This is a genomic window from Deltaproteobacteria bacterium CG11_big_fil_rev_8_21_14_0_20_49_13, assembly GCA_002796305.1.
In the GTDB taxonomy this organism is placed as follows: domain Bacteria; phylum UBA10199; class UBA10199.
On the sequence record PCWZ01000015.1, the window covers coordinates 1 to 12,957 of the forward strand.

The 12,957-nt window shown below is 49.3% G+C and carries 11 protein-coding genes; 8 read left to right on the forward strand and 3 right to left on the reverse strand.

The window, feature by feature from the left end; translation table 11 throughout:
• Positions 1–120: 120 nt before the first annotated feature.
• Positions 121–3,507, reverse strand: a complete 3,387-nt coding sequence (locus COV46_01065; GenBank protein ID PIR18169.1) for a ribonucleoside-diphosphate reductase, adenosylcobalamin-dependent — start codon at positions 3,505–3,507, stop codon at positions 121–123.
• Positions 3,508–3,771: 264 nt separating this feature from the next.
• Here COV46_01065 and thiI point away from each other — a divergent pair, with 264 nt between their 5' ends.
• From thiI to COV46_01100, 7 genes are all read left to right on the forward strand, one after another.
• A complete protein-coding gene (gene thiI, locus COV46_01070) occupies positions 3,772–4,998 on the forward strand; it encodes a tRNA 4-thiouridine(8) synthase ThiI (protein PIR18170.1) in 1,227 nt (408 codons plus the stop codon).
• Positions 4,999–5,054: 56 nt separating this feature from the next.
• On the forward strand, positions 5,055–5,837 hold the full coding sequence (locus COV46_01075) for a hypothetical protein (protein PIR18171.1): 783 nt from the start codon (positions 5,055–5,057) through the stop codon (positions 5,835–5,837).
• 10 nt (positions 5,838–5,847) lie between these two features.
• Positions 5,848–6,825, forward strand: a complete 978-nt coding sequence (locus COV46_01080; protein ID PIR18172.1) for a hypothetical protein — start codon at positions 5,848–5,850, stop codon at positions 6,823–6,825.
• A 207-nt stretch (positions 6,826–7,032) separates the two neighbouring features.
• Positions 7,033–8,049 carry an ABC transporter substrate-binding protein gene (locus COV46_01085; GenBank protein ID PIR18173.1) on the forward strand — a complete coding sequence of 339 codons (1,017 nt, stop codon included), beginning with the start codon at positions 7,033–7,035 and terminating at the stop codon, positions 8,047–8,049.
• Complete coding sequence (locus tag COV46_01090) at positions 8,049–8,528, forward strand: C4-dicarboxylate ABC transporter permease (GenBank protein ID PIR18174.1); 480 nt, start codon at positions 8,049–8,051, stop codon at positions 8,526–8,528. The genes COV46_01085 and COV46_01090 overlap by 1 nt, the downstream gene beginning before the upstream one ends.
• Positions 8,529–8,578: 50 nt before the next feature.
• On the forward strand, positions 8,579–9,940 hold the full coding sequence (locus COV46_01095) for a C4-dicarboxylate ABC transporter (GenBank protein PIR18175.1): 1,362 nt from the start codon (positions 8,579–8,581) through the stop codon (positions 9,938–9,940).
• A gap of 219 nt (positions 9,941–10,159) precedes the next feature.
• Positions 10,160–10,651 (forward strand): peptidylprolyl isomerase, encoded by a 492-nt coding sequence (locus COV46_01100; protein PIR18178.1) that lies wholly within the window; start codon positions 10,160–10,162, stop codon positions 10,649–10,651.
• Here the strand turns inward: COV46_01100 and COV46_01105 are convergent.
• A complete protein-coding gene (locus tag COV46_01105; GenBank protein PIR18176.1) occupies positions 10,632–11,387 on the reverse strand; it encodes a hypothetical protein in 756 nt (251 codons plus the stop codon). The genes COV46_01100 and COV46_01105 overlap by 20 nt on opposite strands.
• Positions 11,388–11,561: 174 nt before the next feature.
• Between COV46_01105 and COV46_01110 the strand changes: the two genes are divergently transcribed.
• Positions 11,562–11,918: an RNA-binding protein gene (locus COV46_01110; protein PIR18177.1), complete on the forward strand. Its 357-nt coding sequence runs from the start codon at positions 11,562–11,564 to the stop codon at positions 11,916–11,918.
• 62 nt (positions 11,919–11,980) lie between these two features.
• Here the strand turns inward: COV46_01110 and COV46_01115 are convergent.
• On the reverse strand, positions 11,981–12,957 hold a 977-nt coding region (locus COV46_01115), incomplete at its 5' end, for an AAA family ATPase (GenBank protein PIR18179.1).

The window sequence follows — 12,957 nt, forward strand, 5'->3', positions numbered from 1 at the left end:
GACCGAAGCAATCTCCATAAATCAAGTGTTTGCTTAGAGATTGCCGCGCCCCTTCGGGGCTCGCAATGACAGAACAAGCAGGTTTTTAGAGATGCCCATAAGATAGCAGATCCTTACATTCTACGAACACCCCATTGAATTTCCGCAGTTGACGCATTTATAGCAGGCGCCGTTGCGCACGGTTACGTGTCCGCACTGGTCACAGAAGGGCGCGTCTCCCATCATGGTAGAAAGGTGCGCAGATATCGCGGAGGTTGAGACCGAAATCCCTTCACCTGCAAAGACGGACGATGTTGCCTGTTTAGTATGGACCACGCCTTCCATGTGAGGCTTGTGTTCTATCGCAGGCTTTTGTCCCACAGCTCCGGCAATGCTTATGACCGCGGCGCCAGAAGGCGTTGCCACGGCTTTTAATGTCGCCGAAGCCTTTGCTTCAGGGGCTATGGTGTCAGTTTTACGTGGTTCGACAGGCTCACCACGAACGGGACTAGTCGCTCGTCCCGAGGTTGTCGAAAGACCAGTTGTCTTTTGTTTTATCTTTGCAGCAAGGTCTTCTTCCGGCGGTTTTACCTGAACAAAGTCGGTCCTTCCCAAATATTCCATGCCAAGGAGCCTGAAGATAAAGTCGATGATAGATGTCGCCATCTTGATGTTCGGATGGTCGCAAACACCTTGAGGCTCGAAACGCGTGAACGTGAAGCAGTCTATGTATTCTTCCAGCGGAACGCCGTACTGAAGACCCAAAGATACTGCGATGGCAAAGCAGTTCATCATGGAACGGAAGGCGGCGCCCTCTTTGTGCATGTCTATGAAGAGCTCACCTAGCATCCCGTCCTCGTACTCGCCCGTTCTTAGGTAGATCTTTTGACCGCCTACGCGCGCCTCTTGTGTGAACCCCGCGCGTTTTTTCGGAAGTCTCCGGCGGCGCAAGATCGGCTGATGGGTAGAAGCCGCCGCTTGTGCAGAGCTCTGCGAATCCGTAGCCTGCTGTTTCTTTTCCTTGGTGCTTACATTCAATGGCTGGGCATATTTGCTTCCATCGCGGTAGATGGCCACGGCCTTGAGCCCAAGGCGCCACGCCTCTGTGTATATCTTTTCGATATCTTCGATAGTCGTTTCGTTAGGCATGTTTATCGTCTTCGATATGGCTCCTGAGATGAACTTCTGTGCGGCGGCGAGCATCTTTATGTGCGACATCGGTTGCAGGAAGCGTTTACCGTGCTGGCCGTTCTTGTTGGCGCAGTCAAATACCGAAACATGTTCTTCTTTTAGGTATGGCGCGCCTTCGATAGTCATCTCCCCGCAGATCTTTCTGTTCGCATCTTCAATATGCCGGTCCGTGAAGCCGAGCGCCTTGAGCAGGTTGAATCCCGGAACGTTATATTGTTCGGGGGTGTAACCAAAACGCCTCATCGCCTCTTCACCCAAAAGGTGTGAGTTGAATGCGAACGTTACATCGAACACGCCGGGAAGAGCCTTTTCGATCTTTGCCATGTCGTCATCGGTGAAACCCTTCGCTTTGAGCGATTCGGTGTTGATATAGGGAGCATCCTTAAGCGAAGAGGTTCCCTTAATATATGTTTCTATTTCTTCTATCTGGCCTTCGGTGTATCCGAGCTTTCTTAAGGCCATCTCAAGCGACTGATTGACTATCTTAAAATAACCGCCACCGGCGAGCTTTTTGAACTTAACGAGCGCGTATTCCGGCTCGATACCCGTCGTGTCGCAGTCCATTAGGAGACCGATCGTACCGGTGGGGGCAAGAACGGTTACCTGTGCGTTACGATAACCGTACATCGAGCCTTCGGCAAGAGCCCTATCCCATGAATCATGGGCCGCGTTGGTCAGCTCCTTTGAGCATTTATCATCTATCTGATAGGCCGCGTCGCGGTGCATCTTTATGACATCGAACATCGATTCGCGGTTCTTAGCGTATTCATCAAATGCGCCCTTGCTCGCCGCTATATTTGAAGACGTTTCATATGCGGTGCCTGTCATTATGGAAGTAATGGCCGAGCAGAGCGTGCGGGCCTCTTCGCTGTCATAGGGGAGACCGTTCACCATGAGAAGGGTTCCCATGTTGGCGTAACCAAGACCTAAGGGCCTAAACTTATGGCTGTTCTCGGCCACTAGGGCTGTAGGGTAGCTGGAGAAATCTACCAGTATCTCCTGAGCGGTAATGAATACCCTGCATGCGTGGCGGAACGCCTCAACGTTGAACTTGCCCGTTTGCGGATCATAGAACTTCATCAAGTTAATGCTTGCCAAATTACAGGCGCTGTCATCTAAAAATGCAAATTCGGAGCAAGGGTTGGTCGCGTTGATGCGGCCGCTGTTCTTGCAGGTGTGCCACTTATTGAAGGTTGAGTCGAACTGAACCCCGGGGTCCGCGCAATGCCATGTGGCCTTCGAGATCATTTTTATGAGGTCGCGGGCGCGATATGTGTCGCAGATCTCGCCCGTTGTGCGGAACTTTGTGTTCCAGACCTCGTTATTTAGACATGCATACATGAATTCATCGGAGAGGCGGACCGAGTTATTCGAATTTTGTCCGGAAACCGTCTTGTAGGCGTCTCCGTTAAGGTCGGACGAATATCCTTCTGCAATAAGCGCCGCGACCTTTTTCTCTTCGCGTTCCTTCCATGTAATAAAGTCGACGATCTCAGGATGGTCGGCATCCAGGCAGACCATCTTTGCCGCGCGGCGGGTCGTTCCGCCGGATTTTGTAGCGCCTGCTCCGCGGTCAAGCACCTCAAGAAAGCTCATAAGTCCGGAGCTTGTGCCACCGCCGGAGAGCTTCTCCTGTTTTCCGCGCAGATGAGAGAAGTTGGTGCCGGTACCGCTCCCGAACTTAAAGAGCTTTGCCTCGTTCTTGGCAAGCTCGAATATGCTCATCAGATCATCACCGACCGATTGAATGAAGCAGGCGCTTGCCTGAGGACGGGAATAAGAATCTCCGATAAGCTCTACAGCCTTCTTATCTTCGTTCCATGCAAAGTTGCCGCCGCTCCCCTTGATCCCGTACTGGTGAAAGAGACCGCAGTTGAACCAAACAGGTGAGTTGAAGGCGCCATACTGGTTCACAAGCATGAAAGAGAGCTCTGCTTCAAATGAATCGGCATCTTCTTTTGTGCCAAAGTATCCGCCCATGGTATCACCCGCGTTGCGGACGGTGTTCGCTATCCTGTGAACAAGCTGGCGAACGCTTGTCTCGTGGCCTATACCCGGCACGCCTCGTTTGCGGAAATATTTTGAGACGACGATGTCCGTTGCCAGCTGGCTCCACGATTCAGGAACCTCGACATTGTCCATTTTAAAGACAACGCTGCCGTCGGGGTTCGTGATAACGGATGTGCGTTTAGAATACTTTACCTCATCAAGCGGTTTTGAGAACGGATGCGTAAAGACCCTTTCAAAAGAGAGACCATTCGCCACAGCATGAAGGCTTGTCTTTGATTTTGTCCTTGTGACCGGTTTTTGTTTGAGTTGGGGCGCCTTGTTTGACATTTGTCGTCTCCGCTGGTGTCAAAAATACGTCACTGTCATAAATTTGACGGTAACGCCCCACAACATGTTGTTGTGGATATCCCTGATAGCACTATATATTGTGGTGTCAACCCAAAAGAAGTGAATAGTGAATAGTAAATAGTGAATAGTATATTTTTTTGAAAGGGATGGTTTAATTATAGGGCGTAAAGTTATGACTTGCAATTTGAGTCTCTCGTATGTAGCCTCCCGAAAAATAAAAATTATTTTAAGGATCTTTCAGCAATGAGAAATAATATTTCTGCATCCGGCTCCTCTACAAATTGTCTGCTGATTTATTTTGGAGAACTGATCCTCAAGGGAGGGAACAGAAGCTGGTTCTTCGAAAAACTACTTAACAATATTCGCGCAAATCTGCGCGGACTAAGCGTTTCAAGGATTGAAAACCTTTCAGGCCGCATAATCATTGATCTTAAAGAAGCGTACCCTATTGAAGTCTTAACAGAAAGGCTTTCTAGGGTGTTCGGTGTCTCAGGCTTTGCCCCGGCATTTAAAGCGGGAGGTGCTGTTTCTGATATAGAATCCATGGCTATTTCCTGCCTTTCCGGGCGGGAAATAGGCTCCTTTTGCGTCCGTGCCAAGAGGGTCGATAAAAGGCTTCCATTCAGCTCTCAGGACGTAAATATAAGGGTCGGGGCGGCTATCTGCGAAAAGTTCGGCGCAAAGGTAAATTTAAAGGATCCGGATACGACCGTATGGGCGGATATCCTAAAGGGTATCTCATACGTATACGTGGATAAGTTCCAGGGAGCTGGCGGGCTTCCGGTTGGAACAAGCGGACGGGTCCTTTCGCTTATATCCGGCGGCATAGATTCACCGGTTGCATCATGGAGGATGATGAGGCGTGGATGCGTGGTAGATTTTCTCCATTTTCACAGCGCCCCTTTCACAGATGAGGCATCTATCGAAAAGGTAAAAGAGATCGCGGGAAAATTAAAGGGGTTCGAGACCGGCTACGGCAGGTTTGCAATGATACCCCTCGGAAATATCCAAAAAAAGATAGTTACGAAGACCTTAGAGCAGTACAGGGTCATTCTATATAGAAGGTTCATGATCCGTCTTGCCTGTGAAGTCGCCAAAAAAATAAAGGCCGAAAGTCTTATTACCGGAGAATCTTTGGGACAGGTAGCCTCTCAGACCCTTTCAAATATGGCGACCGTTGAATCCGTTTCGGCTCTCCCTGTATTAAGGCCGCTTGTCGGAATGGATAAACAGGAGATAGTCGATGCGGCAGTAAAGATCGGTACATATGATCTGTCCATCCTGCCGCATAAAGATTGTTGCCAATTCCTGGAGCCAAGACATCCGGTGACACATTCAACTTCGGCCGAACTGGAAGAGGTTGAGCGTGAGCTCAATATCGATGAATTAGTGAAAGAGGGATTGACTGGAATCGAGTGGGTAGATATAGGGAAGGTTCAAGCCAGCAAAGTTACAGGCCCGCAAGGTTAAGAAACCTTGACAATTAGATGGTTGGCGCTTAAATTTTGGCCTTGCCGGCCTTTTTTATGAGCGAGAATTTCAAAAAACAGGTCGAGCGTCCCGACAGGACGCTTGGCGATGAATGGTCCGACTGGGACGGTGATTCAAAAGATCCTATTAAGGACGGCGCCTGGCTTTTCCTAAACTTTTCTCTGATCGTATTCCTGTTAATGGATACGGTTCTTGGAGTTCTCTACTATTTCATTCTGCCGCGTCTTGCTATGATAAGGTCCTGGCTTCCCGCGGTCGTGCTTACGCTCATTGTTCTTTGGATACTCTCAAGCACCCTTTTCTGGACGCAGCTCACGATGACCGTTACCCGTGGCCGCAACTGTTTTTTTGCCAATAAGCAGATATTCTTTGTTTTTGACCTTGTGTTCGGCAGGGTCTTCAAGCTTGCGAGACTTCTTAAGATATCGCGCGACCGGATGGGGCACTCGTTCGTTCAGGTGTCAAATGCCGTGGTCAGGGCGGTCAACAGGTCGCCCCTTGAGAAGAGGATAATGATACTCCTTCCAAGGTGTCTTACAAAAGAGAACATTCAGGGGATAATCAAGCTCAAAGAGACCTATCCCGTTGAAGTATATACCGTTTCAGGAGGAGAGCTCGCGCGCAAAAAAGTTAAGGAGTATAATCCTACCGCCATAATCGGCGTTGCCTGCGAACGCGACCTTGTCTCCGGAATTCGCGATGTTGCAAGTAAGATCCCCGTCATAGGCATTGCCAACCGCCGGCCCGATGGTCCATGTAAGGACACCTTGGTTGATATTGAAGAGATAAGGCGCGCGGTGGAGTTCTATCTTAAGTGAGGCACGAAGCATGAAACATGAAGCCGGAAGCCGGAGGCAAGAAATGGGACGAAGAGTCTGTAGAACGGGCACCTTTCCCTTTGGCACGTTCAATTTCTCATATTTCTTGCTTCTTGTTTCAGGCATCTTGCTCCTCTCTTCCTGCTCTCTTCGCAAGCCCGCTACCGCAATAACCGCGGATATTGCCACGCGAGGCATGATCGCTGTTGAGACCGAGGAAGACCTTTATGTTGCAAATGAATCTGCGCTTCCCTTGATCAAGATAGTCGAAGTCCTATCCTACGGCGATCCCGAAAATAAGAAATTTCAAGGTCTCCTTGCCAAGGTCTATGGAAATTATGCCTTTGGGTTTGGGGAGGTCGAGATGAAAAAGGCGAAAGACCCTTCAGAATGGTCCGAACGTGTAAAGACCTTCTATTTCAAGGGGAAAATCAGCGGTGTAAAAGCTCTCTCTTCAGGCAAGAAGACGATAGAGAACGTTCCGATGCAGGATTTTGTGAAATATTTGAAGACATTCGGCAAGAAAGATCAAGGCGCCCTTTTCTGGACCGCCTTTGATTGGGGTTCCTATATCAATATGAACAGGACCGACATTATAGAAGCGGCAAATCTACCCAGGGTCGAAGCGATGGTCGACAGGGTCATAGAGATAGACCCCGAATTTAACTGCGGTGCTGCCTATGCGTTCAAAGGCGCTATCATTGCAGGTAATCCCTTGCGTAACGGCGGCAGACCCGAAACCGCAAAGCCCTATTTTGAAAAAGCGCTCCTTTCATGTGACGGAAAATATCTGATGAACAAGGTGATGTATGCCGAGTGGTACGGCGTTAACGCGAACGATAAGAGGCTGTTTAGTTCCAAGCTAAACGATGTCTTGGGTTCCGACTCCGCGGCGCTCCCCAGCCAAAGACTTGCGAACGAACTCGCAAAGGAAAGGGCAAGGTTTTTATTGAACTCGGTGAAGCAACTTATGCCCAGAGAAGATTAAATATCAAGGCAGTATCAAATACTCCAAATTTTTCCCAATGTTAGCCGGATATATAAAAGCATGAATATGGACTTCTTACGCTAAAACAACAGATCGGAAATCGGAAACCGTTTCTAAGGAGATGGGTCAAAGGGGTATAAAAAGTTTTTGACTAAACGGGTGATTAGTTGGATAAGTAGGGTAAGGGAGATTGCTTCGCCCCGACTCATGTCGGGACTCGCAATGGCCAAACTTATGAAAAAAATATTGCTTCTTGCTTCCTGCTTCCTGCTTCTTGCTTCTTCTGCCCTTGCCACAGAGATCAAGGTGGCCGTGATCGCGCCGGAAGGTTCAACGTGGGTCAATGTCCTTAAAGAGTGGAACAAGGCGCTTGAGGCAAAGACCTCCGGCCGTGTCAAACTAACGATCTACGCAGGCGGTGTTTCCGGCGACGAAAAGGACGTTATCCGGAAGATGCAGATAGGCCAGATACACGCCGCAGGTTTCACCGGTGTCGGTCTTGGCTCTATCTATCCTTCGGTACGCATCTTTGAACTGCCGCTATTTTTCAAGAACTACGATGAAGTTGATTATGTGACCGGTAAGTTCCAGAAGCAGATGGAAGAGGGGTTCGCCAAAAAGGGTTACGTTCTCCTTGGATGGGCAGAGGCGGGCTTTGTTAATATCTTCTCGAACGCTCCTATCAAGTCACAAAAGGATATGCAGGGGGTAAAGATGTGGGCGTGGGAGGGCGATCCCCTGGTAGGCGCCATGTATGACGCGTTCAAGATAGTTCCGGTCCCTCTTTCGCTGGTCGATGTGCTGACCGCGCTCCAGACGAACATGATAAGCGCCGTTTACGCGCCTCCTCTTGGGGCCATTGCCATGCAGTGGCACGCAAAGACAAAATATGTGACGAACTTAAACCTTGCCGATTCGACAGGGGCCCTCCTTATGAGCAAGCGTGAATTTGACAAGCTTTCGCCCGGGGACCAGCAGGCGCTGAAAGATACCGCCCGCGAATATTGCAAGAAGCTAGTTACCCTTACGCGTGCAGATAACGCGAAGTCGATCACTGCGCTCAAGAATCAAGGCCTTGTCTTCGTTAATGTGGACCCGAAAGAGGCAATGAACCTTGAGACGGTAAGTTCGTCAGTTTGGAATTCTCTTGCCGGCAAGCTCTACACGCCTCAAATGCTCATGGATGCCAAAAAGTACCTTGCCGAAGCGAGGAGCAAAAAGTGATGTCCGAGCGGATCCTTTCAAAGATAGTCACGGCCCTGCTCATCATCTTTCTCTCCTTCATGATAGGCATTGCGTTCCTGCAGATAATCCTTCGTAACTTTTTCGACACCGGTTTTTCGTGGGCCGACGTTACGGTGCGCCACATGGTCCTGTGGGTCGGTTTCTTAGGCGCCGTTATCGCCGCCATTGAGGATAGACATATCAGCCTCGATATCTTTTCAAGGATGCTCCCGCAAAAGTTCAAAAAATATGTGAGCAAGCTGGTATATTTGGGGAGTTCTTTCGTTTGCGCGGTCCTTGCCTACGCATCATACAAGTTTGTGGCATCCGAAAGGATGATGGAGTCAGAACTTTTTGCTGGGGTGCCGGTGTGGCTTGCTGAGGTGGTGATCCCCGTGACGTTTGCAATGTTGGGTTTTTTATTTTTGATTCGTGTCATCCTGAGACCAAAGGCCGAAGGATCCAGTGAAATCAATTGAGCGATCGGGATCCTTCGCTATTGCTCAGGATGACATATGACATATGACAGATGACATTTCTTCTTGCCTTCATAGCCGGCGCGATCTCTCTTTGCGGGGCCCCGGTATTCGTTATACTGGGAGGGGCCGCCCTCTGGTGTTTTTATTCTGCCGGCATAGATATCTCGGCGGTAATAATAGAGCTGTATCGCATGACCTCGGCGCCGACGCTGGTCGCCATACCGTTCTTTACGTTCGCGGGATATCTTTTGGCCGAGTCGAAGGCGCCGCTTCGTTTCGTTGAACTATATCAATCTCTCTTCGGATGGATGCCGGGCGGTATTGTTATCGTGACCATAACAGCCTGCGCCTTTTTCACTGCCTTTACCGGGGCATCCGGAGTCACTATCGTCGCTCTGGGCGGACTTGTGCTTCCCATCTTGATAAAGGACGGCTATTCGGAAAAGTTCTCGCTCGGCCTTGTTACCTGTTGCGGAAGCGTTGGTCTTCTCTTTCCGCCCAGTCTTCCCATAATACTTTATGGCGTTGTTGCCGGAGTCTCTATAGATGAGCTCTTTCTTGCCGGTATCGTTCCGGGCATTGTGCTCGTTGCCACGCTCTCTGCTTTTGGAATAGTTGTGTCATTGCGAGGTCGCAAAGCGACCGAAGCAATCCCCCGAGATCAATTAGGTTCGGGAGATCGCTTTGCCGGCGCTCCCGCCAAACTGCCGGCGGGCAAGCGCAGTGACAGAAACAGATTAGAATATAAACGAATCTTTGCCGCCGTCAAAGACGCCGCTTGGGAACTCCCGATACCTCTCATTATACTTATCGGGATATACGGCGGGTTCTTTACCACAGGCGAGGCGGCGGTAGTTACCGTTGTCTACGTCTGGTTGGTCGAGGTCTTCGTAAAGCGCGACCTTCATATAATAAGGGATGTCCCGCGTATCATGCGCGAATCGATGGTGCTGGTTGGAGGGATACTTATAATCCTTGGTGTTGCGCTCGGGTTCACCAATTATCTTGTGGATGCCCAGGTGCCGACGAAGCTCTTTGAGTTCGTGCGCCAGTATATATCGAGTAAATACACATTCCTTATCATACTTAACGTCTTTCTTTTGGTAGTCGGATGCCTCATGGACGTCTTTTCGGCGACGATCGTCGTGGTCCCTCTTATTGCGCCTATTGCAAAGGAGTTCGGCATAAATCCGCTTCATCTGGGGATTATCTTCTTAACTAATCTTGAAATAGGGTATATGACGCCGCCTGTGGGACTGAACCTTTTCATTTCGTCCTTCAGGTTCAAAAAGCCGATAACATTTTTATACCGCGCATCGTTCCAGTTCCTGATGGCGATGATCGTCGCGCTTTTAGTGATAACCTACGTTCCCGACCTTTCATTGTGGCTGGCGGGATTTTTAAATAAGTAAGCGATCTCGAATCTGGCTTTGCCAGTTTGAGATCGAGGGGATTGGGGGAAACGGCGAGGTTTGACGAGCCGGTCGTTCCCCCCATCAGAATAGCCGGCGGGATTTTTAAGACAAGGGAGGAAGGATATGAAAAAACTTTTATTGGTAGCAGTGATAACCGCGATATCTTTTGCGGCAATAGCAAAGCCCCTCGACAATGCTCAGGGCAAGGAGACAAAAATGACAAAGACATGGACGGAACCGAAGGCGTCGACGGTGGACGTAAACAAAAAACATACCGCAGTGATAAAGACATCGAAGGGCGAGATGATCTGCGAACTTTTTGCAAAAGAGGCCCCCCTTTCGGTCACAAATTTTAAGTATCTCTCGGACGGCGGCTTTTATAACGGGCTCACTTTTCACCGCGTAGTTCCTGATTTTGTCATTCAGGGCGGCGACCCGACGGCATCAGGTTCCGGCGGACCCGGCTACACCATCCCTGCCGAGATAAAGAAGCCGCATCCCAAAGGGGCTCTTGCATGGGCGCGCACGGGCGATGAGGTGAATCCCCAGCGCCGCTCAAGCGGTTCCCAGTTCTATATCACGCTCGAGGCAACGCCTTTTCTTGATAATCAGTACACGGTCTTCGGTCAGGTCATAAAGGGCCAGGATGTTGTTGAGAAGATAAAGGCCACCGACAAGATAGAATCGGTCACTGTAAAGGCGGAGTGAGCTCTTTCTTCTTTTTCCTGAGCATGTCACTAAAGGACCTGTTCGAGAATATCAGGAAGAACGCCGCTATAAGAAGAAGGATGCCGGGGATGATAGGGACGATGAGACCTATTATTCCAAAGACGAGGAAGATAAGGCCCAAGGCTATTCTAAGCGTCCTTTTGATGCCGCCGTGACGGTACCAGAGTATCATTAAATAGAGAATGCCGCCACCGATGAGCCAGCCACACAGAACGTCGCTTGGCCAGTGAACGCCCAAATATATCCTTGAAAAGCCGATGAAGAATAGAAGGATCGCGGTCAGGATATATATGAGACGTCTTTTTAACGGAAAGCGTTCACCCAAGAAATAAGCCAGAATGCCAAAGACCGCGGTCGTCACCAGCGCATGACCGCTTGGAAAGCTGAAACTCCCCACTTTATCCAGATGTTCCCAAAGGAGAGGTCTTGGTCTGTGGACGATCCTCTTGAGAATGGTGCTAGAAAGAAAGGCTATAACTCCGGTCAGGAGCATTATGTGTGCCTTGTTCAAACGGCCGCGAAGCGTGAAATATAGCGTTGCGGTGAATATCGTCAGAAGAATAATGGGGCTATTTCCGAGCCACGACATAAGCCGGAAGAATGCCTTAAAAGTGCTCCAATAGGGCATATGGTCATGTATAAAGAATGCTAGGTGGGTATCCATGGAACGCCCATATAATGATTGTTTGACATTTGCAAGGGTTTGTGGTTCCATGCGTTCTAGAAAGAAACGAGTAAGGTAACGGTTAATGGGTATAGGAAGTGAGAGCGGAGTTTGGATTTATGGTTGCCCCGGAGGGAATATTCGTTCCCTTGCGGGGTTTTTTGTTATGTCGCGCCTTTGCTAATGTTGCCATGGCGTGGACATGCCCTAACGAAAGGAGATTTTATGGGCAAGAGACTGTATGTAGGTAATTTGTCGTACAACACGACCGAAGAGGCTTTAAAAGAGCTCTTCGCACAGCATGGTGCAGTGGAATCGGCGAGCATCCTCATGGATAAATTTTCAGGTCGCTCACGCGGCTTTGGATTTGTCGAGATGACGAACGACGAAGAGGCCAAGGCGGCCGTTGAGAAAGTTAACGGTACAAGCCTTGATGGCCGTGACCTCGTTGTGAACGAAGCCCGTCCGCAGGAAGAACGTAAACCCGGCGGCGGCGGTGGCGGAAGACGCTTCGGCGGCGGCGGTGGTGGACGTGACCGCGATCGCGGCGGCAGCGGCGGTGGCAGAAGAGACCGCTACTAGTAGCGATTTTCTAATTTTGCTATAAAAAGGATCCCCTGTTCCTTAACCGGAGCAGGGGATTTTTACATAAAAAGACTCGCAGGATCTTGACTTAAGAACTCTTCCAAAGGCATGCCCCCCGATCCGACGATTAGGATCCTCATGGGTTTGAATCTCTTTTGAAACTCGCCCATTCCGGACGTGCTCTCTTTTCTGCGTCCACTTTTCACTTCAATACCGATTATTTTTTTATCATTAGAGATCACAAAATCGACCCCGCTTCCCCGCTCCCGCCAGTAGTGTACTGTTTCAATGTTTCCCATAAAAGAGTTCAAAAGATGGGCTCCAACCGCCGATTCGACCAGCCTTCCCCATATATCTCTTTCGATCTTAGAATCTTCAAACGTTGTCTGTGAAGAAGCGGACATTAGCGCATTGTTAAATACCTGAAACTTGGGACTTGAGCCTCTTCTGCGAACGCCTTGTGATGCATATTTTTCTAGTCCGCATATCAGGCCTATTTGTCCGAGAAGCTCAAGATAGTGGGCGAGCGTTGTTGTATTCCCGGCGTCTTGAAGCTGGCCCAGCATTTTTTGATATGAAAGTATCTGTCCCGAGTAGGAGCAGGCCAGGTGAAAAAGTCTCCTAAATAGCGAAGGTTTGTCTATTCTTTTCATCAGTAAAATGTCCTTGGAAATGGTCGTTTCGATGAGAGAATCATTTATGTATTTTTTCCATCTTATTTCATCGTCAGTGAGCGATGCGGAGCCGGGATATCCTCCAAAATATATGAATTTATCCAAAGACCAGCCAAACGCTTCGCTCATCTCTTTGAATGACCAGTGGGGTATCCTTATTATTTCGAACCTTCCGGCAAGACTTTCTGTAAGACCTGTCTGGACCAATAGAGGAGACGAACCCAAAAGAAAGACCTTTAACGAAATATCTTTTATCTTATCCTCGTCCCACAGGCGCTTTACAGTTTCAGACCAGCCTTCTATCTTCTGGATCTCGTCAAATATGATAAGCGCTTCGCCCTTTCCCTTTGCCTTTAGCCTGC

Bases quoted from the DNA above. Each gene is read 5' to 3' on its own strand.
- COV46_01090 (PIR18174.1), top strand. From the start codon at position 8,049: ATGTCCGAGCGGATCCTTTCAAAGATAGTCACGGCCCTGCTCATCATC.
- thiI (PIR18170.1), top strand. From the start codon at position 3,772: ATGAGAAATAATATTTCTGCATCCGGCTCCTCTACAAATTGTCTGCTG.
- COV46_01080 (PIR18172.1), top strand. From the start codon at position 5,848: ATGAAACATGAAGCCGGAAGCCGGAGGCAAGAAATGGGACGAAGAGTC.
- COV46_01095 (PIR18175.1), top strand. From the start codon at position 8,579: ATGACATTTCTTCTTGCCTTCATAGCCGGCGCGATCTCTCTTTGCGGG.
- COV46_01100 (PIR18178.1), top strand. From the start codon at position 10,160: ATGACAAAGACATGGACGGAACCGAAGGCGTCGACGGTGGACGTAAAC.
- COV46_01065 (PIR18169.1), bottom strand. From the start codon at position 3,507: ATGTCAAACAAGGCGCCCCAACTCAAACAAAAACCGGTCACAAGGACA.
- COV46_01105 (PIR18176.1), bottom strand. From the start codon at position 11,387: ATGGAACCACAAACCCTTGCAAATGTCAAACAATCATTATATGGGCGT.
- COV46_01075 (PIR18171.1), top strand. From the start codon at position 5,055: ATGAGCGAGAATTTCAAAAAACAGGTCGAGCGTCCCGACAGGACGCTT.
- COV46_01110 (PIR18177.1), top strand. From the start codon at position 11,562: ATGGGCAAGAGACTGTATGTAGGTAATTTGTCGTACAACACGACCGAA.
- COV46_01085 (PIR18173.1), top strand. From the start codon at position 7,033: ATGTCGGGACTCGCAATGGCCAAACTTATGAAAAAAATATTGCTTCTT.